17 protein-coding genes and 3 pseudogenes are annotated in these 22,046 nt (G+C 69.0%); 12 read left to right on the plus strand and 8 right to left on the minus strand.

The features are described from left to right. The first annotated feature begins 132 nt into the window (after window positions 1-132). A complete protein-coding gene (locus QFZ58_RS01010) occupies window positions 133-846 on the plus strand; it encodes a hypothetical protein (RefSeq protein WP_307122953.1) in 714 nt (237 codons plus the stop codon). 209 nt (window positions 847-1,055) lie between these two features. Here the strand turns inward: QFZ58_RS01010 and QFZ58_RS34370 are convergent. The 3 genes and pseudogenes from QFZ58_RS34370 to QFZ58_RS01020 all read right to left on the minus strand — a co-directional run. After that, window positions 1,056-1,193 (minus strand): annotated as a pseudogene (locus QFZ58_RS34370) (transposase); the annotation flags it as partial. 87 nt (window positions 1,194-1,280) lie between these two features. Next, window positions 1,281-1,664 (minus strand): hypothetical protein, encoded by a 384-nt coding sequence (locus QFZ58_RS01015; protein WP_307122954.1) that lies wholly within the window; start codon window positions 1,662-1,664, stop codon window positions 1,281-1,283. Window positions 1,665-1,785: 121 nt separating this feature from the next. Continuing rightward, on the minus strand, window positions 1,786-2,286 hold the full coding sequence (locus QFZ58_RS01020; protein WP_307122955.1) for a GNAT family N-acetyltransferase: 501 nt from the start codon (window positions 2,284-2,286) through the stop codon (window positions 1,786-1,788). A gap of 750 nt (window positions 2,287-3,036) precedes the next feature. Here QFZ58_RS01020 and QFZ58_RS01025 point away from each other — a divergent pair. After that, window positions 3,037-5,223 carry an SdrD B-like domain-containing protein gene (locus tag QFZ58_RS01025; RefSeq protein ID WP_307122956.1) on the plus strand — a complete coding sequence of 729 codons (2,187 nt, stop codon included), beginning with the start codon at window positions 3,037-3,039 and terminating at the stop codon, window positions 5,221-5,223. A gap of 119 nt (window positions 5,224-5,342) precedes the next feature. Here QFZ58_RS01025 and QFZ58_RS01030 read toward each other — a convergent pair whose 3' ends face one another. Next, window positions 5,343-6,575, minus strand: coding sequence for a Dyp-type peroxidase (locus QFZ58_RS01030; protein WP_307122957.1), 1,233 nt, complete (start codon window positions 6,573-6,575; stop codon window positions 5,343-5,345). Window positions 6,576-6,776: 201 nt separating this feature from the next. Here QFZ58_RS01030 and QFZ58_RS01035 point away from each other — a divergent pair, with 201 nt between their 5' ends. The 3 genes from QFZ58_RS01035 to QFZ58_RS01045 all read left to right on the plus strand — a co-directional run bounded on the left by QFZ58_RS01035 (window position 6,777) and on the right by QFZ58_RS01045 (window position 9,520). Beyond that, window positions 6,777-7,994 (plus strand): nitrous oxide reductase family maturation protein NosD, encoded by a 1,218-nt coding sequence (locus tag QFZ58_RS01035; RefSeq protein WP_307122958.1) that lies wholly within the window; start codon window positions 6,777-6,779, stop codon window positions 7,992-7,994. Further along, a complete protein-coding gene (locus tag QFZ58_RS01040) occupies window positions 7,991-8,749 on the plus strand; it encodes a hypothetical protein (RefSeq protein WP_307122959.1) in 759 nt (252 codons plus the stop codon). The genes QFZ58_RS01035 and QFZ58_RS01040 overlap by 4 nt, the downstream gene beginning before the upstream one ends. Window positions 8,750-9,079: 330 nt before the next feature. After that, a complete protein-coding gene (locus QFZ58_RS01045) occupies window positions 9,080-9,520 on the plus strand; it encodes a VOC family protein (protein ID WP_307122960.1) in 441 nt (146 codons plus the stop codon). Between the two features lie 48 nt (window positions 9,521-9,568). On the opposite strand, the gene QFZ58_RS01050 is transcribed toward QFZ58_RS01045, so the two are convergent. Continuing rightward, the gene (locus QFZ58_RS01050; RefSeq protein ID WP_307122961.1) at window positions 9,569-9,868 is read right to left on the minus strand and encodes a DoxX family protein; all 300 of its coding nucleotides are present in this window, start codon (window positions 9,866-9,868) and stop codon (window positions 9,569-9,571) included. 319 nt (window positions 9,869-10,187) lie between these two features. Between QFZ58_RS01050 and map the strand changes: the two genes are divergently transcribed. Together map and QFZ58_RS01060 are read left to right on the plus strand one after the other, a co-directional pair. Next, window positions 10,188-10,970 carry a type I methionyl aminopeptidase gene (gene map / locus QFZ58_RS01055; RefSeq protein ID WP_307122962.1) on the plus strand — a complete coding sequence of 261 codons (783 nt, stop codon included), beginning with the start codon at window positions 10,188-10,190 and terminating at the stop codon, window positions 10,968-10,970. 100 nt (window positions 10,971-11,070) lie between these two features. Further along, a pseudogene (locus tag QFZ58_RS01060) lies at window positions 11,071-11,433 on the plus strand (helix-turn-helix domain-containing protein); the annotation flags it as partial. On the opposite strand, the gene QFZ58_RS01065 reads toward QFZ58_RS01060, so the two are convergent. Next, entirely contained in the window at window positions 11,327-11,935 is a 609-nt protein-coding gene (locus QFZ58_RS01065) for a TetR/AcrR family transcriptional regulator (protein ID WP_307122963.1), read from the minus strand. The pseudogene QFZ58_RS01060 and the gene QFZ58_RS01065 overlap by 107 nt on opposite strands. 417 nt (window positions 11,936-12,352) lie before the next feature. On the opposite strand from QFZ58_RS01065, the gene QFZ58_RS01075 reads away from it, so the two are divergent. From QFZ58_RS01075 to QFZ58_RS01095, 5 genes and pseudogenes are all read left to right on the plus strand, one after another. Beyond that, window positions 12,353-12,529 (plus strand): ester cyclase, encoded by a 177-nt coding sequence (locus QFZ58_RS01075; RefSeq protein WP_307128737.1) that lies wholly within the window; start codon window positions 12,353-12,355, stop codon window positions 12,527-12,529. Between the two features lie 92 nt (window positions 12,530-12,621). After that, window positions 12,622-13,308, plus strand: a complete 687-nt coding sequence (locus QFZ58_RS01080; protein WP_307122964.1) for an SDR family NAD(P)-dependent oxidoreductase — start codon at window positions 12,622-12,624, stop codon at window positions 13,306-13,308. Between the two features lie 271 nt (window positions 13,309-13,579). Beyond that, window positions 13,580-13,864: a hypothetical protein gene (locus QFZ58_RS01085; protein WP_307122965.1), complete on the plus strand. Its 285-nt coding sequence runs from the start codon at window positions 13,580-13,582 to the stop codon at window positions 13,862-13,864. A 361-nt stretch (window positions 13,865-14,225) separates the two neighbouring features. Beyond that, window positions 14,226-15,950 carry a SpoIIE family protein phosphatase gene (locus QFZ58_RS01090; RefSeq protein ID WP_307122966.1) on the plus strand — a complete coding sequence of 575 codons (1,725 nt, stop codon included), beginning with the start codon at window positions 14,226-14,228 and terminating at the stop codon, window positions 15,948-15,950. Window positions 15,951-16,101: 151 nt separating this feature from the next. Then, window positions 16,102-16,227, plus strand: a pseudogene (locus tag QFZ58_RS01095) (LysE family translocator); the annotation flags it as partial. A 171-nt stretch (window positions 16,228-16,398) separates the two neighbouring features. Here QFZ58_RS01095 and QFZ58_RS01100 read toward each other — a convergent pair. Together QFZ58_RS01100 and rph are read right to left on the minus strand one after the other, a co-directional pair. After that, on the minus strand, window positions 16,399-17,751 hold the full coding sequence (locus tag QFZ58_RS01100; RefSeq protein WP_307122967.1) for a hypothetical protein: 1,353 nt from the start codon (window positions 17,749-17,751) through the stop codon (window positions 16,399-16,401). A 568-nt stretch (window positions 17,752-18,319) separates the two neighbouring features. Then, window positions 18,320-20,917 (minus strand): rifamycin-inactivating phosphotransferase, encoded by a 2,598-nt coding sequence (gene rph / locus QFZ58_RS01105; RefSeq protein WP_307128738.1) that lies wholly within the window; start codon window positions 20,915-20,917, stop codon window positions 18,320-18,322. Window positions 20,918-22,046 lie beyond the last annotated feature (1,129 nt).

Raw genomic sequence — 22,046 nt, forward strand, 5'->3', positions numbered from 1 at the left:
ATGGTGCCGGTGTGCTTTCCCTCGTGCATCGCCGCGTCCGCCGCGCGCAGCAGGACCGGACCAGGCCGAAGCCGTCGCGGACAGCACGGATCGCACCACACAATCGCACCACACAAGGGGACACCAGACACCATGGGCAAACAGCGCATCACCGTCTGTCTGCCGCCCGTCCGCCCCGACGGGCTGAAGAAGGCGATCGGGCAGGCCATGGCCCCCTTCTATTACGACCGTGAGGACCGTCCCCATCCGGACTGGGTGGGCGAGTGGAGCTACTGGTTCGTCTCCGGAGCAGGCTGTCTCTTCGACGTCATGCCCGGCCACGAGGACGACCCCCGGCTCGTGCGGTACGACGACTGGACCGCACCCGAGGACCTGCCGCCCTTCCGCTGTCACGGCGGCCCGCGCGCCATCCTCGACCTCGACACGGCCCGCGCCACCGTGGCCCGCCGGGCGGGCGGCACCTGGACGGCGTACCACACCTTCGCCGACCGCTACCCGCCCGTGCTGCCCTTCCACCACTTCGCCGAGCGGGCCAGGCCCCTGGAGCCCGAACATGCCAGGGAGGCGGCAGTGGCTTCCTTCCGTTCACAGCCCTTGATCCAGGCGATCGAGGCCGATCCCTTCCTGGAAGCGCGGTTCACCTCCGACCCCGCCCTCCACTTCGACGAGGACCTGGAGACCCACGTCGCCCGCCATGTAGCCGCCGTGCTCTCCACCCCCGCCCTGCTCACCCTCGACGGGCGGTGGGTGGAGGGAGGCGGCCCCGACTACGAGCAGATGTTCAACGCCTACCTGGACGGCCTGCCTGGCGACACAATGGTCGTGCGGGTCCTCTACCACTCGTGACGGACCAGAAGTGGGCCACGGCCCAGTTGTGTTGACCCGCAGCATTGTTCACTCGGCTGATCGGGGGCTGGCCTCCGAGTGAGGTGTGGCAGCGATGGTGGTTGTAGGTGTGGAGGAAGTCCGCACCGCCGCGTCCGCCCGAACCTGTGCTTCCCGGAGCATCCGCTCGAAGGGGCCGTCCTTGGCCCATCGACGGAGCGGGTGTGGAGCGTGGCCCAGGATCCGGACCGCTGTGGCACGTCCCGCCAGGCCGTGCCCGACCGGAACTTCCAGACGATCCCGTTCAGGAGCGTCCGGTCATCCAGCCGCTCCCGCTCCCGCTCCGAACGTGGGAGCAGAGGGCGGACGAACTCCCATTCGGTTCCGACGGTTCATGGCGCTGTATCAGACAACCATGATCCACTGATCGAGATCACACAGATACTGACCCCCGCCTACGGCAGCGGTGCATGCATCGACTGCGATCCGTGCCCGGCGAGATAGAGCTTCATGGCGCACTCATCTTCTGCCTCGATGAACACGTGTTGCCCCCAGTGAGCACTGAGACGGTGCGCGACATCGACCAGCCGGCGCCGTTCCTCCGGCGAGTATGCAGGAAACCGGACCCAACCTCGTTCGGCGATGGCGTTGCCGAGATCGCTGAACAACACCACCCGCGCGCGCTGCTCTTCCTCCTCGGTCAGCGGCGTAGAGCCGCCTTCCGCGGGCTGCACACGGACGTCGTACAGGTCTCGGATCACTGGCTTCTCACGATTCGTGGCGGCTGTTTCGGAGAGACTGTCGACGCAGCCGGTGGCCGCATCTGCCGGACTGTCCAAGCGTCTCTCCTCGCCGGAATGCCACGCCCCACGACCTACGGCACTCGGACGCCACGGCTCTCACCGAGGCCACTTCGACGACAGCTCCTGGTCGCGGCCATCAACGAATGGCTTTGACCACTCATGCAGCGCGCTGCATGCACACCAGCCGATCCCGCTCCTCCCATGACTGGGTGACGGCGAAGCCGAGTCGTTCGTACAGGGCAATGTCCCCGGTCCGCCACTCCCACACCGACAGCCGGACGGTGTCCACGCCGTTCTCCGCAGCATGAGCGAGCGCGGCGCCGAGCAAGGCGGACGCAATGCCCCGGCCACGGAACTCAGGATCGGTCCAGAGCCTCTTGATCTCCGACTGCCCATCGGTCAGGGAGGTCACTACCAGACAGCCCACAGTGGCGTCCCCCAGGAGAGCCACCAACACGACGTCGCCGGCGAATGCGATCCGAGGGCCGGTGATCTCTGCCCGGTAGCGATCCGGCAGCCCGTCCACATCGGTAACCGGTTCGCCTTTCTCAGCCTCGGTCCGCAAATGGTAGGCCGCCAGCAAGGCAGCCAGACCGCCTTCGATCGAGGGAGTCCGGTCTGGCCAGCGGACTATGGCAACCTCGCGGCGATCAGTCATGACATCAGCATCACACGACAGAGACCGCGCTCCACGCGAGCCCCGGAGGAGCGCTTCCGACACGCAGGCCGTGTCGGCCTGGCCGCCGAACCGGTAGTCGGAAGCGGCTCCGTGTGCCCCGCCAGAGCCAGCCGAGATCCAGCGGTCGCCGGGCACTTCTCCGCCAAGGAGATCCGGCTCCACGGGTTCGGAGTGAAGACCCTGCGCAATGGCACCCTACGCGGACACGCTTGTTTCCGCGGACTCCGTGACCTGGTGTGAGGACGCCCGCTACTCCGCCCCGCTGCACGGCCGACCCCGCAAAAAGGCGCTGACTGTCCCAACTGGGCGATCCGCTTGCACCGGCGCGCCGGTCCGGCAACACCTCTCACCTGTCGCCTGCCCCCTCCGGAGGAACAGCACTTCCACACCGCCCCCACTACCACCGGCTTCCGGTTGGCCCCGGCCCCGGCAGTCCCAAGTCCCTCCCCTCGCCCGCAGGCAGTTCCCGTGCCCTCCCAAGCAGCGCGTTTCCGACTGCGCCCCCGAGGCGCTCGCCGAGAACGTCCACGCACGTGATCGACCCAGACCGTGAAGAACAAGCGTCAGCGGATCAGGCCGCCCGCCCGGCACTTGTACGCTACGCATTCATTTGACTACTCTGCGCTATGGGCGATGACCTCCTCCCTGGTCAGCGTGACCTCCGGCTGCCCTGACACTGGCGTAGTTCCCGGTCGTCGTCCCACACTTCCGACGAGCATGAGGGTGCAAGTGATCAGGAAGACAAAGTGGTTGGGGACGCTGGCCCTGGCCTGTGCGCTCACGGTGACGGGGTCTCCGGGCCCCGCAGGTGCCGCGCCGGGCGAGGGCAAGCTGACCATCAACCTTCTGCGGGACTTCGCCGCCAAGGGCGACCGGAACCCGAACATCCAGGTACCGCACGGACCGGGGACGGTCAGGCTCTGCGAGCGGCGCAACCGCCCGTGCCGCACCTACCCGATCGGGGCCGACGGCACCGTCGAGATCGATACCACCACGTGGACCGGGTCCCCGGGCCGGTACAGCGTCGAACTGCTCGACTGGGCCGACAAGTACGACCCCGCCACCGGGCAGGGCTTCCTCCATCCGTCCCTCGCCGGGCCGGGGCTCTCGTCGCACCTCGGCTTCGTCGACCTGAGGAACGGCAAGGACGCCACCCTCGACTTCGGGGTGTGGAACCCGGATGACTACTGCCAGGACAACCCCGATCTGGCCACACCCTGCCAGCAGGCCGCGACCAAGCCCGGCGGCAAGACCCTGGTCTCCTTCCCCTACACCTCCCGTGGCGACACCCAGGGCAACTCCAACAACCCCACGGCGCTCGCCAACGGGACCCAGACCGGCACCGCCTACGGCGTGGCGTACCGCAAGAAGGACCGGCGCATCTTCACCGGCGCGTACGCAAAGCGGCACGGCGACTACGGCCCCGGTGGTCCGGGCGCCATCTACGTGACGGATCGGGGCACCGGTGCGACCACCCTCTTCGCCACCGTGCCGAACGCCGGCACCACCGCCCACAACCAAGCGGACCGCATCGACGCTGACTTCGCAGCTGTGGTGGGACAGGAGTCGCTCGGCGACATCGAGATCTCGGGCGACGGCTCCCGGCTCTACGTCGTCAACATGAACGACCGCAGCCTCTACACCTACGACGCCACGCAGCCCACTGTCGCGGCGCCCGTCGGCGCTCCGCTGCCCATCCCCGCCACCGCGTGCACCCCGGCGGCCGACTGGCGGCCGATGGGCCTGGGCATGCGCGACGGGGTCCTGTACGTGGGCGGCGTCTGTTCCGCCCAGAGCAGCCAGAACGTCAACCAGCTGCGGGCCGTGGTCTGGAAGTTCAACCCGGCCACCGGGACATTCGGCGCCGCGCCCGTCGTCGACGAGCCGCTGGACTTCCCCCGCGATCCCGCCGTCGACCCCACCCCGGGCAACTGGAAGCCGTGGACCAAGGACGACCTGACGCAGTTCCCCGACGGCGGCAACACGCAGTGGGCCTACCCGCAGCCGATGCTCAGCGACATCGAGATCGAGCGCGACGGTTCGCTGATCCTGGGCTTCCGTGACCGCATGGGCGACCAGTCCGGGCTGGCAATCCCCAACGCCAACCCGGCCAAGGCCAACGTCATCGAGAGCATCGCGACCGGCGGCGACCTCTACAGGGTCTGCCGCACGATCACCGGCGCGTACGAGTGGGAGGGCGGCGCGGCCTGCCCGCGCACCGGCAGCGAGTTCTACAAGGGTGACGAGTGGTTCACGGGAGGCAGCCACCTGGAGACCGTGCAGGGCGCCCTGGCACTGCCGCTCGGTGGGGACCGCGTGGCCGCCACCGTGATGGACCCGGTCCGGACGGTCAATTCCACCGGTGCCGGCTTCTTCGACCGCTGGCAGGGTGACCGCGGTGCCGACCCGTCGCAGCAGGGGCTCGGCCTCTCCTACGCAGACGACGGCGGCTTCGGCAAGGCCAACGGCCTCGGCGACCTGGAGCTGCTCTGTGACGAGCCGCCGGTCCAGATCGGCAGCCGGGTGTGGCTCGACAAGGCCGACGGCACCCAGAGTTATGACGAGACCGCGGGCATCCCCGGTGTGACGGTGATCCTGCGCGACGCGACGGGTCAGGAGATCGCGCGCAAGAAGACCGACGCCAAGGGCGAGTACTACTTCGACCACCGCGACGGCCTGCGCCCCAACACCCAGTACACACTGGAGTTCGACAAGTCGACGGTCCAACCGACCGCCGACTACGAGGCGGAGGAACTCGAGTGGACCCCGAACACCGGCCCCAACCCGGCGACCAACTCCGACGCGGAGCCGGACGGCGGTGATCCCCAGGCGGACACCGCTACGGCGGACGTCACCACCGGCCCACCCGGCACGATCGACCACGACATCGACGCGGGTCTATGGGTCGCCAGCTGACCTCATGGCCTCGGACCGGTACGGCCTCATGACCGCTTGACGCCACACCGCACCGCACCGACAGACCGGGAGGAACCCGACTACGGGTTCCTCCCGGCGCTGATTCGAAGGCCCGTCCGTCAGGCGAACAGCGAAGAGCCCAGAGGGCGTAGCGCCGAGAACCCGGGCAGCACCAGGTAGGTACCGGAAGCTGTCGCCGTGGCGAAGGCGGACAGCTCGTCGCCGTCGTCCAGCCGCCGCTGGGTCTCCACGTACGTCCGCAGCTCCCGCTGGAAGGCGATGAACAGCAGGCCCTGATCGTCCGGCCCGTTGGAGAAGCTGTAGCCCCGGCGCAGCATCAGTCCGCTCCCGGTCGCCGCCGGATGGGCCCGCCGGACATGGGACATCAGCGGGACCAGGTACCTGCCGTCCGGCGTCTTCGCTCCGAGGTCGACGGCCGCTGCCGGCCCGCCGCCGCTGAGCGGCGCCGCGTCGGACCTCCGTCGGCCGACGACCCGTTCCTGCCGCGTGACGTCCTGGGCGAGGAAGCCCGCCACGTCCAGGCGCAGCCTTCGGACTACGGCGACGGTGGCTCCGCGGACCCGCTCAGGCCCGGCCAGCCAGACCTCCCGGGCCAGATCCCGCTCCGTACGCGGGACGGATACGCCGTCGAGGAACCCCAGCAGGTTGCGCACGGGACCGGGTTCGCGGACGGGCGGCCGGAAGCCGTCCTGGGACCAGCGCGGTAGCGCCGACCTCTCGCCGAGCCAACTCGTCAGGAGCCGCTCGGCATGTGCCACCACCTGCGGATCCGCGGCGCAGATCTGTACCATCAGGTCCCCCTGACGTGCGAGGTCCGGCACGGCCTTGTCGAGCGCTTCCGGCAGCCCTGCCGCCCCGGGCAGCCGGCCGTCCACCGCCGCGACCAGGCGCGGGCCGACTCCGACCGTGACACTGAGATCCCCCGGCGGGAGCCCACCCAGTTCTTCGCCGGCACCCCCGCAGACATCCAGCACCCGCCGGCCGAGATCGGACAACAGTGCGGCTGGGTAGCGCACTTCGCCGGCGCCACGGTCCGCCGCACCGCCGGGGGGTGTCAGGTCGAAGACCGTCAGGACCGTGTACTGCTGCGGCTGCGCAGGACGGTCCACTCCCGCCTGCCTCGGCCCCTCGGGTGCTACGGCCGCAGCGGCCGCCGCCCCGGTGACGCCCGTGACTGCCTCCGGAGCACGAGCGGCCGGGCGCCGGTCCCTGCCCGCGACCGCCCACCCCGCCGCCGCGGCCGGTACCGCGACCGCGAGTCCGCCCAGGAGCCGGCGTCGGTACAGCGGCGACGGTTGCGGATCCATCGAGGCGTCACAATGAGTGTCCACGCGAACACTTTAAGGTAGCGATCAACTCCGCCAGCAACCGGAAGGACCCTCGTGATGCCACTCGTCCGCCGCCGATGCGGCGGCCGTCGCCGCTTCGTCCCGGCCGCCGTCGTGACTGCCACCGCGCTGCTGTGTGCAGGCTGTTGGGCTTCGCCGACGGATCCGCCGTCGGCCAAGAACACCGCTCCCGCGACCATCCGGGTGCCGTCTCAGGCAGCCACCATCAACACCGCGCTCGATCGGGCGCGGCCGGGCGACCTCGTGCTGGTCTCGCCCGGCGTCTACCACGAGAGCGTACGGATCCGCACCGAACGAGTGAACCTGCGCGGCACCGACCGGGGCAGAGTGGTCATCGACGGCCAGGGCCGACGCGCCAACGGCGTGATGGTCACCGCTCCCGGCGTCTCGGTCGAGAACCTGACCGTCCGCAACCACCTCCTCAACGGCGTGCTCGTCACCGGCATGAGCGACGGCAACGGCGGCCTCGCCAGGGGCAGTGACGGCTATCGGCACCTCGACCCGGCCAAGTTCCCCCCGCTGAAGGGCTTTCGGGTGCGCTACGTCACCGCTCACGCGAACGGCCTCTACGGCATCTACGCGTTCAACGCCCAGCACGGCGTCCTGGAACACAACCACGCTTCGGGCAGCGCCGACTCCGGGCTCTACGTCGGCCAGTGCAAGCCCTGTCACATCCTCGTCCGCGACAACGTCGCCGAGCACAATGCCATCGGCTACGAGGGGACCAACGCCAGTGGGCCGATCTGGGTGCTGCGCAACCGCTTCGCCGGAAACCGGGTGGGGCTGACGGTCAACTCCGACTACCAGGAGGCCTACGTCCCCCAGCAGGGCGGCACCGTCGCCGGGAACCTGATCGCCGACAACGCGGACCCGGCCACCCCCGAACAGGCCGACGGCGCCTTCGGTATCGGCATCGGCATCGCCGGCGGGCAGGGCAACGAACTCCTCCACAACCGGATCACCGGCAACCCCCGGGCAGGCGTCGTACTCGCCTCCAACGAGGACCTCGCCCCGACGGAGAACCGGCTCCGCGAGAACACGCTCACCGGCAACGGCGTGGACATCGCCTACCGCGCCTCCGTACGAGCGCCCGGGCGCGGGAACTGCCTGGACGGCAACACCCTGAGCACCACCCTGCCCGGCAACCTGGAGTCCATCGCCACCTGCCCGCACGGCCATCCCGAGGCCGCCGGCCAGTCCCCGCGCACCGACCCCGCGCCTCCCGGCATCCCCTTCCTGGACGTCCCTCCGCCGCCGGCCCAGCCCTCGCTGCCGGACGCCGCGACCGCGCCGTCCTCCCCCGCCGACGGACTGCCCGGCCCCGTCGATCCCGGCGGGGTGCCTCTGCCCGGCCCCGATCTGTTCGCCGACCGCAGCCGGCCGACGACCCCAGCCCGATGACTCGCGCCCCCCGCCGGCCCGCCCGGTCCGCCCTCCTGCTGGCCGCACTGCTCGCCTCGGCGGCCTGCACCGGGCCGGCCACCGACCGGCCCGCCGACGACAAGGCGGCACTGACGGAGCAGCAGGCCGAGCTCCTTGCTCTGACCCGGTTCACCAACTACCGCAGCGCCGCCGGAACCGTCACTGCCACCATCCCGGTGCAGGGCCGGACCCTCCGGCTCGACGGCCGGCTCGACTGGCGCGTGCACACCGGCTACGCCGAACTGCGCGACGAGACCCCTGGAGCCGCCACCCGCTGGCGCCACCTGCTCCGCTGGAACCGCGGCACGGTCTCGGCCCGCTTCAACTGGACCGGCCCGCGCCCCGACGAACCCCCGGCCGACGGCTGGAGCGAGCGCCGCCTGGAACCCCGCTCGGCCACCGTGGACAGCACCCTGCTCCTGCTGCTCTCGCTCGGCTCCGACCGGCCCGAGAACGCCCAGCTCCTCGTTCGCAGCAGCGCACGTTTCCTCGGACACGAGAAGATCTCCGGGGTCCCGGTCACGGTCTTCTCCGGCCCCGGCACCGCCGATGCGCCCGGCTCCACAGCGCAGTCCGCACCCGGGACTCCGGGCCGCACCCGCTACTGGATCGACGCCGACGGCGGCCTGCGCCGCTTCGCCGCGCGCCTGGGAGGCTCCGGCACCTGGATGACCGCCGACATCTCCCGACAGCCACCGTCACCCCCCACCCCCTCGGCCTCCGCCGCCCCATGACCACTTCACCGAGCCGCCGGGAGCAATCTGGGACCGATGCCCCCCCCGGCGCCCTTCGGGGCTCCCCCACACCGCCCGAGGCCGAGGCCGCGAAACGGGCTGCCGTGGCGTTCGGTGCGCACGCTGATGTCGCCGACCACTGCCCCACACCGGGAGGCGACGCTGCGCCCCGGTCCAACTCGTCTCCGCAGAAGAGGGCCGGGGCGCCGGTTTGCCTACCCACGAATTTTCGGAGTTCGGGGGTCTGCGGATGTCGAGAACGTGCCACCGGCACCGTCCCAGGGACATCAGCGGCCATCACGGCCGCACGAGGAAGAAGGAGAAACCGGCATGGCTGTTCTGCGGATGGACAACGTCGGCATCGTCGTCGAGGACCTCGACGCCGCCATCGCGTTCTTCTTGGAACTCGGTATGGAGCTGGAGGGCAGGACGGAGGTCGAGGGCCCCGTCGCCGACCGGTGCACCGGACTCGACGGCGTCCACTGTGACATCGCGATGGTCCGGACCCCGGACGGTCACGGCCGACTCGAGCTGGCGAGGTACCGCAGCCCCGCGGTGATCAGCGCCGGGCCGCGCACCCGGCCGCACAACATCCTGGGTACGCACCGCGTCATGTTCGCCGTCGACGACATCGAGGACACCGTTGCCCGCCTGCGCCCTCACGGCGCCGAACTCGTCGGCGGGATCGCCCGGTTCGAGGACAGCTATCTACTCTGCTACGTCCGCGGCCCCGAGGGCATCATCGTCGGACTGGCCGAGCAACTGAACTGAGCAACCGGGCCCTGATGCAGCTGCTGCGCGGCATTCCGCCGGTCCGGTTCACCGCGCGACGGCGAGGACGAGAGCCGTAGTGGCCAAAGTCAGATAGCCGCCAGGAAAAGCGATGTCGTCATGGACGCGAGCGCGGATGTGTGCGGCGATGGCGCCGATGAGGAACAGGACCAGCCCGGTCGCGGCGATAACACCGGTGACCGGGACACCCATGAGACCGAGGAGGAGACCGGCGGTTCCTGCGGCCTTGAGCGCAGCGAGCCACGGGAGCCAGGTCTGCGGGAAGAAGTCCACCGTCGACGCGACCGCGCCGACACTCACACTCGAGCCGGGGCCGGCTCCGGGCATCCGCCTGGACAGCACCGTCGACCCACGCCGACCTGGGCGACGTGCGGGGGGTCGGCGGACCACCGAGGCCGACGCCGTCCACAAGTGGCCGACGTGGGCGTCGGTCGGGATGGAAGGTGGTCTCCAAAAGGCCCACCGATGCTTGCAAGCCGTCGGTGAGGCGCCGGGAAGAGGTCAAGGTCCGCGAGACGAGCGACGCGATTGTCGGCGCGGTCACCGGAACCCTCGCTGACAAGCGGCTGCCGGACCAGGGCACCCCAATTCTAATACCGGTATAGTATGGACGGTATAGTTATTGGCATCGCGAGAAGGACGCCGCATGATCGAGATCCTGAACCACACCCGCCTGACCCGAGCAAGAGACACAGGCGCCCTGGTTGCCGGCATCCTGCAGACGTTGAAGGGCCGTAGCACGATCGGCACGAACCTTCTGGACATCGACCGGTGGACCAAGGCCATGATCATCGAGGCGGGAGCCACGTCCTGTTACGTCGACTACGCGCCGTCCTTCGGACGCGGCCCGTTCGGCCACTACATCTGCACGGCCGTAAACGACGCGGTGCTCCACGGAAGGCCGCACAACTACACGCTCGCCGACGGTGATCTGCTGACACTCGACCTCGCTGTCTCCAAGGCCGGGGTCGCCGCAGACGCCGCCATCAGCTTCATCGTGGGTGACACAAAGCCCCCGGAGAGCGTCGCGATGATCAGCGCAACTGAACGCGCGCTGGCGGCGGCGATCGCCGCCGCCGGGCCCGGGGCCCGCATCGGTGACATCTCTCATGCCATCGGCACGGTTCTCAGCGAGGCGGGCTACCCCATCAACACCGAGTTCGGCGGTCATGGCATCGGATCAACGATGCACCAGGACCCGCACGTACCGAACACCGGACGGCCTGGCCGTGGATACAAACTGCGCCCCGGGCTACTACTGGCACTGGAGCCGTGGGTCATGGCGGACACCGCGCAACTCGTCACCGATGCCGACGGGTGGACACTCCGAAGCGCGACAGGCTGCCGCGCAGCACACAGCGAGCACACGATCGCCATCACCGACGACGGAGCCGAAATCCTCACCTTGCCGGAGCAGACGCAGCCCTGAGGCCGGAGCTCCGTGTTGCCTTGCTCGAAGTGCCCCGCACCTTCCCGCCACGAGGCGGGGCAAGCCGACCGGGGATCTCGGCCTCCACGAGACCGGGACGACACCGATGCGCTGGCTGGCCGCCCGGCGACTGCAGCTCGCGCGGCAATTGCTGGAGCGCACTGACGAGCCGGTGGGCATGATCGCCGCACGGGCGGGTTTCGACACAGGGACTGCGATGCACCAGCACCTCAGGGAGGCGTTGGGCGTGTCACCGCGCGCGTACCGCAATACGTTCCGGGGAACGGAGCGAGCGCTACACGCGCGGCGTCGGTCGCTCCCCCGAGATGGCCGAGACACGCGCGCCCGGGCGGGTCTCAGGAAAGCGGCCAGTTGCGCAGGGCGGCGTCGGCCATCTCCTGGAGTTCGTCACGGCCGACACCGCTCGCTGCTTGTACGGCGATGCCGTAGGCGAAGGTGGTGAGGCAGCGGGCCAGTAGCCCCGGATCGGTCTCGGAGGGCAGGTCGCCGTCGTCGACGGCTCGCCTGAACCGTTCTCGGACGCAGGAGTAGCCGTCGTTGCGCCAGGCGACGAGCAGGTCACGGGTTTCCTGTCCGGAGTTGCTGGTGGCCAGGGCGCCCTGGACGCCCAGACACCCGTGGGGGTGGGCCGGGCGGGTGGTGGTTCGAACGGTGCCGGCCAGGATTGCGGCGGCGACGCCGAGGGCGGTCGGCTCCTCCAGAGCCCGGGCCAGGTATGCGCTCGGGCCTTCGGTGTAACGCTCCAGAGCCTTGCGGAACAACTCCTCCTTGTTGCCGAAGGCTGCGTACATGCTGGTGGTGGAGATGCCCATCGCGCCGGTCAGGTTGGCCAGGCTGGCTCCCTCGTAGCCGTGCTCCCAGAAGACCAGCATGGCGCGCTCGAGAGCTTCGTCGGCGTCGAATCCTCGCGGTCGGCCGATGGGGCCGTTCTGTTTGGTCTGCACCACCGCAGCCTACCTCTTCCGCAATGATCGATGCGGAAGTGCTACCGTTCGACTTCCGTAGCGATCGCTGCGGAATTTCGAGGAGGTCGTGCGCATGGGGCTAAACGGGGCTACTGGAGGGGAAGACCGCTCTCGTCACCGCGGGCGGCGCCGGGGTCGTCCTGGCGGGTGCCGTCCGACTGGCGGCCGAGGGCACACACGTGTTCATCACCGGTTCGAGCCGGTACGTCGACGGCGGCTCGGCTCAGGCCTGAGAGGCGCCCCCATGACCTGATCAACAGTGGGCCGGTTCGGCGGACAGCTTCCTCGGCAATGATCGGCCCGGCGATGCCGTAGAGGGCGTCGCGTCTCCTCTGCATCCGGTCACGGCGGCGATCCCTGACCCACAGAAGGGAACCGCCCTTCGACGGTCACCGCCTGGCTGCCCGTCCGGTGAACACGGGTACCCCGGTGACGGAATGGCTCGGCGTGGCTCCCACCGGCGCCTTGTTCAAGATCGTCGAGTACGCCATCCATCAGGTCCACAACGGACGGTTCGCACACGTGACCGCCCTGCACGATGCCGGCGCACTTCTCCGGCAGCTGACCGGCTGACCCCCGGAATCACGGCCGACACGGCCAAGAACAGTCCGGACATCACCAACGGCCCATTCACCATTCGGGCCACATGACCTGCGAGGATACGCATGACCATCACACTGATCACCGGGGCCAACAAGGGCATCGGTTTCGAGACAGCCAGACAGCTTGCGGCGTTGGGCCACGTTGTCTACATCGGTGCTCGCGACGTCGGCCGAGGTGAGAAGGCCGCAGCGACGCTTGGCGCACGCTTCGTGCAGCTCGACGTGACCGATGACGCATCGGTGAGCAGCGCGCTGGCGGCGATCGACTCGGCCGAGGGCCGGCTCGACGTCCTGGTGAACAACGCAGGCGTCCTGGGGCACGGAGCGACCGACGGCCCCACGGCTCTCCGGGCCTTTGACACCAACGCGGTGGGAGTCGTGCGCGTCACGGAGGCGGCGCTTCCCCTGCTGCGCAAGTCCTCGAACCCCACAGTGGTCACCGTCTCGAGCAGTGCCGGGTCGTTCTGGGCAGTGACCAATCCTGACCGGCCAGAGTTCAACCTGCCGTTGGCGCTCTACTCGGCGTCCAAGTCCGCAGCCACCATGCTCACGGTCCAGTACGCCAAGTCCCAGCCGGGCATCAAGTTCAACGCAGTCGAGCCCGGCACGACCGCGACCGACCTGACCGCGGCGTTCGGGGTCGGAAGGGCACCGGAGGAGAGCGCCAGGGTCGTCGTGCGTCTCGCTACCCTCGACGCGGACGGTCCGACGGGAACTTTCCAGGACGAAAACGGGGAAGTGCCCTGGTAGCCCTGCGGGGATGGTCGGGGAGCCCACCTGGGCTACCGCCCAACCATTCCCACAGGCCCTTTCGCCGCACCCACCGCGATCACGTCGCAGCATCCGTCCCACTCCGGCCACGGTGAGCACTTGGCACGTTCCTGCAAGTCCCGGACGCTGAGTAGCGTTAGGCCAAGTCGCGGATCTCCCGTCCGTGCTCGACGGCCCATGCCCGCTCGGCCGGCCGGTCACGTCGGTCTCGCGCGTAGTCAATGCGGCCTCTGCGGTTGCGGCCGGCTTCATGCTCGCCGCCGCGTACGCCGCCATCCGCAGCCTCCGGCTGACGATCGGCGTGCACTTCGGCTGGAACTTCGCCGGGGCTGGCATCTTCGGTACCGAGGTCTCCGGCAACGGCGCCGGCCAGGGGCTCCTGGGTGTCTCGACGTCAGGCCCGGAGTTGCTCACCGGCGGGCAACTTCGGGCCGGAAGCCGGCCTGTACCCGGTGAGCCTGGGGTGCTGCTGCCCCTGGTGTTCCTGCGGCTCGATCACCGGCGCGGGGACGTCATGCCTTTCGGTTCCCGGTGAGACGCGGGCATCGAATCCGCCGCTCAACCGCCCCGGTGATCGATCGTCGGCGTGTCCCGGAGCCGCGGCACCGACTCGATGTCACGGTCATGGACCTTCCGCTCGCGATACTGCTCCTCGTGGCGTCGCTCGTGCCGGCGTTCCACGGCAACGGCACAGCGTCATCACCGAGGCGAGCCGGGTGAGCACCAACCGGATCGCGGTACTCTCCGGGCCGTATCCGACCAGCGAGATCATGGCCGGACAACCGGCCGCCGCGTGCACATGGATGCCCGGCGGGTGATTCTCTCCTGCAGCGGCCGACGCATGCGGGTGCCTTTCCTGGGAAACTTGGGGAGGTCTGCTTTTGCTGAGGAGGGTCATGAACGTAACCGGTTCCGGCGCGGAGGTTCCCACGTCCGGTCACCAGCGGTGTTCTGGCGCTTCGCTCGGTACGACGTGGGAGGACGTGCAGGCGCCTGTCATAGCCGTCGACGGTGACGGCCTGATCGTCTCGGCCAATGACGCGGCCCGAAGCATGCTGGGCCGAAGTCGCGAAGAACTCGTCGGGCAGGATTCCCACGACCTGCTGCACCGCGACAGTCACGGGCACGCCCCACCCCGCACCCGCTGTGCGCTGAGGAACGCGCTTCTCGCCGGGAGAACCCAACACGGTGAGTCGGAGTGGTTCGCCCGCGGAGACGGCACCCTTGTCCGGCTGGCCTGGCTCGTCGCACCCTGCTCACCCGAATCGGGGAAGGCGGGCGCGCTGGTGCTGCTGTACGCGTTGGATTCAAGCGTATCGGGCGAGGACCGCGGTGCGGTCCCAGCACCGCTGACGGAGCTGGACCGCTTGGCCCTGCTGGCGGAGACGACCACCCAGCTGACGTCAACCTTGGACGTGGACGAGGCGCTGCGCCGGCTGGCGGCCCTGACCGTGCCCCGGCTCGCGGACTGGGCGGTGATCGACCTGCTCACAGAACGGGACGAGGTGCGGCGCGCTCTGGTGATGGAGCACAAGGGCGGAACGCTGATCGAGCGGGAGGACCTGCAGGGGCCCATGCCCCCCGTGCCGGAGGAGTCCCCGATGCCTCTGTCCCGCGCTCTGCGCGGCGCCGCGTCCTCTCTCGCCGGCCCTGCCACCTATCAGGGCTCGCCTGATTCAGGGATCGCGGTCGAGCAGCGTCGTCTGTTCACCGAGACGGGCATGCACTCCGCCATCATCGCGCCCGTTCGGGGTCTGCGTGACATGCTCGGAGCACTGACCCTGGGACGTGCCCAGCGTCCTGACGCCTTCACTGCCGACGACCTGCCGCTGCTGGAGGACATCACCCGCCGGGCGGGCCTGGCGCTGGACAACGCGCGTCTGTACCAGCGCCAGCGGAAGGTCGCCGAAACCATGCAGCGCCACCTGCTGCCCCAGCTCCCCGTCGTGCCCGGGGTGGAAATGACGGCGCGGTACGTACCCGCTCCGCACGCCTCCTCCGTCGGCGGTGACTGGTACGACGCCTTCGCCCTGACCGACAGCACCCACGCCTTGGCCATAGGTGACGTCGTCGGACACGATCTCGACGCCGCGGCAGGCATGGCGCAGGTCCGTAACATGCTGCGGGCCTTCGCCTGGTCCCGGCCCGAGGCGACGTCCAGCGCCGTGGTCACCCAGCTCGACGAAGCCGTGAAACACATAGCCGAGGTCCCTATGGTGACCATGATTCTGGCCACGCTCGCCCTCGGCGACAACGATCTGTGGCGACTTTGCTGGACGAACGCCGGCCACCCTCCCCCACTGCTGGTCAGCCACGACGGCCAGGCCCGCTACCTGACCGACGCCCACGGCCTTCTGCTCGGCACCGGAGTCAGTACGCCCCGTCCCGATGCCGTCACGGTCCTGCCGCCCGGCGCGACCGTCCTCTTCTACACCGACGGCCTGGTCGAGTCCCCGCACCGCTCCATCGACCATGGACTGGACCGGTTGCGTCGCCACGCGGCCTCTCTCGCCCATCGCCCTTTGGACTCCTTCTGCGACCTGCTGCTGAAACAGGTCCGCCCCGGCGACAACGACGACGACGTCGCCATGCTGGCGCTGCGCACGCCCACTCACGCATAGGCCGGCGACCACGAAGAGCGCGTACTGCGGCACCGGTGCGTGCGGGCGGCGAAGGTCCGCTTGCGGTAATCAAAGCGATGTCGGAAAAGGCTCACTGCTCGCCCCGACCCACCGTGCGGCCGGGGTCGGGTCGCGTTTCCATGGATGTCCTTCCCGGATGCTGTTGCTCGGGCTGGTCTTCAACATCATCGCGGTGGCCTGCGACAGCATCTGGGGACTGACCGCGGCAACCGGACGGGACTGGTTCGCCCGCTCACCTCAGCGGCTCTCTCTGGTCCCGGCGCATCCGCGACACTGCGACATGGCGCTCACCGGCGGCGCTCCGGTTCCCGTCCTCGGCCGCAGCAGCACATGGCGACCGAAGAGGTTCAGGCACCGTGCGCTGTCCCCGGCCGTGCGGGCCGGGAACGGCGCGCCTCCGTTCGGCCGCTCCGTCCGGCCTCTGCGCTCAGCCGCCGGACGGGATGTCCGCGTAATCCTTGAAGAGCAGCGACACCGCGTGGCGATCGGAGGGCCAGTTCGGCACCGCGAGGGTTTCGGTCACTCCTCCGGCCCCGCGCATCGTCTGCGTGACCGCGATCGACCCTCGCGCCTGTGCATCGGCCGGAAGCGAGAGGTCGGTGGCGGTGACGAACGGGCCGCGGTCGAAGGGCGGGAGCGCCGCATCCAGGTGACTGACTCCGTCACATCCCTTGTCGAACGCGAACAGGCCTATTATCTGGCGGAGTTGCGGCGAGACAGCCGGGTTGAGGACGTCGCTCCCGCCGATCCTGAGCCGGTCATCGTCCGCCGTGCCGACCCGCCACTCGCGGGCCCGGACGACGGTGAGTGCCGTCTGACCGGTACACGTGTCGATGGAGTCCGCGACGCCACCCGGCGGTGAGACGAGCAGCCGCACGAAGTGGTCGCTGCGCTCGAACGGTTCGAAGTAGAAGTGGCTGGTGCGCTCGCCGGAGCGGATGAAAGCCAATTCGTAGTGTCCGCGTCCGCTGACGCCGAGCCGGCCGAAGGCGCCGTCCGCGCCGGTCCGCACGACCTGCTGAGGGAGGAGGCCGACCCGTGCACCGGTGGCCGGGTCGAGCCTCCACACCTCGAGGCGGCCCGCAAGCCCCTTGTTCTGCGGGAAGTGCACAGCACGGCCGGCGATCTCGACGGTGGCGGGCGGCTCGGGCAGGACCCGGGTGGTCAGGGGCGGCCTGCCCCGGAGGAACGCGTAGATGTGGGCGAAGCTCTCGGCGGACGTGGCGCTCTCCGTGTGCCCCGCCTGTGGCTCGTGGACATTGAGGGCACCGCCGATCACCCCGTTCGGCTGGAGACTGCTCCAGATGGCGAGGGTGGGCACGCCACCGGGCAGCTCTGCCGCCGTGCGGCCGTCCAGGTTCACGTACTTGGCGACGTCCGCGGCCCGCTCCGGCACGGAGAGATACGTGTGCAGCACACGTGTCCCGCGTGAATGAGCCAGAATGTCCACCTTCTGAGCGCCGGTGCGGGCCCGGACGGTGTCGACCAGTTCCTCCAGCCCCGTGATCGCGTGGTCGTCGGTCGCGAGGGAGGTGTCGTACTCGTGGATGTACAGCAGGTCATCGGCATAGCCGTTGCTGGAGAACCGCTTGGCCTGGGACTGCCACTGCTGGGCCGAGCCATCCTGGCCGTGCACGAAGATCACAGGGTTGACCGTGGCACGGGGCGCGCTCGCGGCCTGCGTCGTCGGGGCCGACAGGGCGGCCAGCGTTCCGAAGAGTGTCACAAACAATGCGAGCAGCGTGGTCCGGCCCATACGGGCCGACTGGGAACCAGTCATCGTGTCCTCCGAGTTGCCGTCGTCAGAGAGTGCTCCGGGATCGGCTCACAACGATTCAAGCGGGTGCTCGGGGTGGGGGAATCAGCGAAATCACCGGCCCCGAGGTCGATTCCCGCGAATAGGGACCGGGTCTTTCGGTCCTGACTGATCGGCGGCCGGGGGCCTGCCGTCGACGACGTCGGGGCTGGACCGGATTCGGTACGGAGTGGCCACCGATGGAGTGACGGCGAGGCTTGCCGCAAGGCCGTGGTGCCGGTCCGGTCAGGCCGGACCGGCACCACGGCGGTCTGTGTGCGTTTCCGGGATCAGCCGGTGTGCTTGCGGAGTCCGGCGGTGCTCAGGGTGTGTTCGCCGGGGCCGAGGCGCACGGGCGCGCAGCCGGGCAGTTCGGCGGTGCCGGAGCACCCCGGCGGGACGGTGGCCACCGCCGGGGATAACGTCAATCTGGGCGGCGATTCTGACGGGTCGTGTCCGCGTGCGCGTTGCGAGCGGTGGTCGTGTGGGTGATCATCAACTGCTCGGGATCGTCCAGCCGGAAGCTACGGACGCGGCTTCTCGGTGTGGTCGGTCACGGCAGTATTTCGACGTACCCCTCGGTTCCGTGTACGCGGATCCGCTGCCCGTCCCGGATCAACCGGGTGGCCTGCTCCACGCCGACGACGGCCGGCAAGCCGTACTCCCGGGCGATCACTGCGCCATGGGTCATCAGGCCGCCCACCTCCGTCACCAGGCCCGCGATGGCGACGAACAGCGGTGACCAGCTGGGGTCCGTGAAGGTCGTGACCAGGATGTCGCCCGCTTCCAGATCGGCCTCTGCCATGTCAAGGATGACGCGGGCTCTTCCCTCGATGGTCCCGGCGGAAACCGGTAGGCCGATCAGGGCACCGGCCGGCACGTCGGCGCGCCGGTACGCCCCGGTGACGGCCTCACCATCCGATGTGAGCACCCGGGGCGGTGTGAGCGCGTGGTACGACCGGAACGTCTCCTTGCGCAGCCGGATGAGCTGGTCATCCACCTGGTTCGAGCGCACGACGTCGTGGAGTTCCTGGAACGTGAGGTAGAAGATGTCCTCCTTCTCCGGAAGCACGTTGGCCTGCACGAGGCGCTCGGCCTCCTGCAACAGGGCCTGCTTGTAGATGAAGTAGCGGTTGATGACGCCGTACTTCGGGTACTCCCGGTATCCGATGAAGGTTCTGACCCGGTCGATCATCCGCTTGGTCTCGTCGGCTTTCTGGTCTCCGTCCGGCAGGTCCCGCAAGCGTGACAGCACGTCCTGTTCCTTCTTCTGCGCCTTCTGCAGCCCTTGCTCGAAGCGCCGCTTCGCGGCGCCCGGCTCGAAGATCCTGACATTGTCGAGGATCACGGGCACGAGCGTGGTGGGGCGCTCACGCCAACGTGGCCTCGTGATGTCGATCTCGCCGACGCAACGCATGCCGTACCGGTCGAGGTAGGCCTCTATGGCGTCGCGCGCTTCGGTCCCGCCCGCCGGCTTCGCCAGCTCGTCCAGGAAGCCCTCGTCCTCGACGTTCTGCAGGAACGCCACCACCTCCGGCAGCGGGCGGATCACGTCCGCGACGTCGAGCAGCGCGAGTCCCATCTCCGACGTGACGTTGTCGGGGGCGGACAGCGTCAGCGTGTCAGCCGCGTTCTTCTCCCCCAGCCACTCCTGCAGCTTGTCGTTGAGCCACCACGTGGCCTCCATCCCCGCCATGACCACCTGAAGGTTCAGCGGATCACTGAGGACTCGCTTGTGCTCCTCGAAGGCCTCCAGTAGGTAGTCGAACAGTGCCGGTCCGGTCTTCGTCCGGATGTCACGCTCCAGGGCGGCGACGGACATCTGGCTTCGTTCGACCAGTTCGGTGACGATGGCCGGATCGGTCTCGATCGGGGCCGCCGGACCGCCGGCCGACGGCCGGCCGGGACCCGCGTCCGGGAGCGACGGAACGAAACCGTCGCGGTCGAGAACGGTCTCCAGCGCGTCCCGGACCAGCGGATCGCCTCTCCCCATGGCGTCCAGGAGGCCGGTGCGGCTCGCGGGTGAGGCCAGGCGCCGGGTGACGTCGACGAAGAGCCTTCCACCGGCCTCGTGCATCGCCACCATGGCCGTCAGCTGCCACATGGAAAGCCCCAGGGGCTTCATGGGATCGGTCATCATCTGCCCATGGCCGACGGAGACGTAGACGTGATTCTCCTGGTCGCCGGTCTCGGGGACGGGGAACAGCGTCGTGATCGGCCGGCTCTGAACAATCTGGAAACTGTCATCGACCAGACACCATTCGATGTCCTGCGGGCGGCCGAAGTGCGCTTCGATCCGCCGCCCGAGCTGCACGAGCTGCACGACCTGCGCATCCGTCAGCGCCGGCTGCTCCTGCCGCTGCGAGTCGATCGCCACTTCCTGCGTACCACCGGCCGGCAGGGCGTGAACGGCCCGCTGTTTGGCGGCGATCGCCTTGGCGACGACTGCGCCGTCTCGCACCTTGAAGACGTCCGGGTTCACCAGGCCGGAGACCAGAGCCTCGCCGAGGCCGAAGCCGGCGTCCACGGTGGCGACCTTCCGGTTGCCCGTGACGGGGTCTGCCGTGAACAGGATGCCGGCCGCATGCGGGAAGACCATCCGCTGCACGACCACGGCCATGTGGACCGTACGGTGGTCGATGCCGTTCCGCCGACGGTAGGTTACGGCCCGCTCGGTGAACAGCGAGGCCCAGCACCGGCTGACGTGCTGGAGGATCGCCGTCGGCCCCACGACGTTGAGATACGTGTCCTGCTGGCCGGCGAAGGAGGCCGTCGGCAGGTCCTCTGCTGTCGCGCTGGATCGTACGGCGTAGGCGGCTTGCTCGCCGAGCCGGGCGAGCGCGCGGGTGATCGCCACCGCGAGATCGCCCGGAATGGCGATCCCTTCGATGGTCCGACGAATCTGCGCGCTGAGTGTGTGGATCGCCTCCTGGTCGTCCGGGTCCAAGCGCGACAGTTGATCGAGCCGGTCGTCGATCGACGGCGCTTTCGCCACGATCCGCCGGAAGGCGTCCGTAGTCACGCAGAAGCCACCCGGTACGCGGATCCCTTCGATCCGCGACAGCCCGCCCAGGTGCGCGCCCTTGCCACCGACGGCCGCGACCTGCATCTCGTCAACTTCTTGAAGATCGAACACGTACTGTCCGGTCATCGCGATACCTCCGAGGCATCCGTGCTCCGTCGCACTGCGGTGGCCGATCGAATCATCGGTGCCTCCAGCTCTGTCGAACCCCTTGTCGGGCACGTCCTCATACCTGGTTGCCTTTCCTCTGACGAGTCGGGCGGGGCGCGCCGCGCACCTCCGCCCCGAACACCCGCAACCGCACTGCCGGTCCCACTGGTTCGACGTGACCGCCTCACCCGTACGTCGACAACTGGGACACGCACGTCGTGCCCTCAATCCACGGGTTGTGGCCTCGGCCGACAATTCTGCGACGCGACCCGGGTCTTGCCGCAAGCCCCCCGGCGCGCTATACGTTGGTAGTGGCGGGGAGAGTTTTTTCTTGCCTTTGCCTCCTGACGTCCGCTGGAATTCCTTCTGGCGTCCGCCGGACATGACAAGCCTCCCGCGAAGCCGTGGCGCGTACGGGTAGGCGGCGTTGGCAGGCAGATGTCCCGTCAGCCCAAGGACCCACGGATGCCAGACGTTAGGCCGGCGCGGCAAGTAGCCGGGGCCCGGGCGGTGGCGTGGCCGGAAGCGGAGCCTGTCCTTTTGATGAGCCATCAGCGGTCGACTTGATGAGGCGATCCGCTGACCGATACCCCCGAAGGCTTGCGGTATCGCGCATGGGAACTGGCCGCATGAATACGCGTTCGCGGGCCGACTCGACGACGGGTGGAAATGGTGGGAGGCCGCCATCGAAGAAGCACAGAAAGGTCGCTGGATCCGTGACGCCGTAGAACGGCAAGTGCTCAAGGACATCGGCGCCGCCACAAACCCTCTCCACGGTGGACGGATGGCCCCGTTCACGGAGGACTCGTGGGACGTACGCATCGGGAGGATTGGGAACTGGGCACGGGTGCTGCGGCTCACGGCCCGGTCAGGCGGCTGGGTGCTCCAACCGATGACTGGACACAACCCGCTGAACCCCGCCGGCATGACCGAACTGCTGTCCGGCATCCACGCCGTCGGCGAGCAACGGGAAGAACGGATGGAGCAGTTCCTGACGGGCGCACTGTTCCGGAAGACGAGATTGCGAAAGCCGAGGTTTTCCTGCCCGGGCCAGGATCCATCGAGGACCTTGAGCTCTTCTTCTACGGCTGAGGGACAATCTCTCCAC

This window comes from Streptomyces sp. B1I3, from assembly GCF_030816615.1.
In the GTDB taxonomy this organism is placed as follows: domain Bacteria; phylum Actinomycetota; class Actinomycetes; order Streptomycetales; family Streptomycetaceae; genus Streptomyces.

Excerpts from the sequence above, each read along its gene's own strand:
- QFZ58_RS01010 (WP_307122953.1), top strand. The coding sequence starts at position 133 with ATGGGCAAACAGCGCATCACCGTCTGTCTGCCGCCCGTCCGCCCCGAC.
- QFZ58_RS01020 (WP_307122955.1), bottom strand. The coding sequence starts at position 2,286 with ATGACTGATCGCCGCGAGGTTGCCATAGTCCGCTGGCCAGACCGGACT.
- QFZ58_RS01040 (WP_307122959.1), top strand. The coding sequence starts at position 7,991 with ATGACTCGCGCCCCCCGCCGGCCCGCCCGGTCCGCCCTCCTGCTGGCC.
- QFZ58_RS01045 (WP_307122960.1), top strand. The coding sequence starts at position 9,080 with ATGGCTGTTCTGCGGATGGACAACGTCGGCATCGTCGTCGAGGACCTC.
- QFZ58_RS01050 (WP_307122961.1), bottom strand. The coding sequence starts at position 9,868 with ATGCCCGGAGCCGGCCCCGGCTCGAGTGTGAGTGTCGGCGCGGTCGCG.
- map (WP_307122962.1), top strand. The coding sequence starts at position 10,188 with ATGATCGAGATCCTGAACCACACCCGCCTGACCCGAGCAAGAGACACA.
- QFZ58_RS01080 (WP_307122964.1), top strand. The coding sequence starts at position 12,622 with ATGACCATCACACTGATCACCGGGGCCAACAAGGGCATCGGTTTCGAG.
- QFZ58_RS01085 (WP_307122965.1), top strand. The coding sequence starts at position 13,580 with ATGCTCGCCGCCGCGTACGCCGCCATCCGCAGCCTCCGGCTGACGATC.
- QFZ58_RS01090 (WP_307122966.1), top strand. The coding sequence starts at position 14,226 with ATGAACGTAACCGGTTCCGGCGCGGAGGTTCCCACGTCCGGTCACCAG.
- QFZ58_RS01100 (WP_307122967.1), bottom strand. The coding sequence starts at position 17,751 with ATGACTGGTTCCCAGTCGGCCCGTATGGGCCGGACCACGCTGCTCGCA.
- rph (WP_307128738.1), bottom strand. The coding sequence starts at position 20,917 with ATGACCGGACAGTACGTGTTCGATCTTCAAGAAGTTGACGAGATGCAG.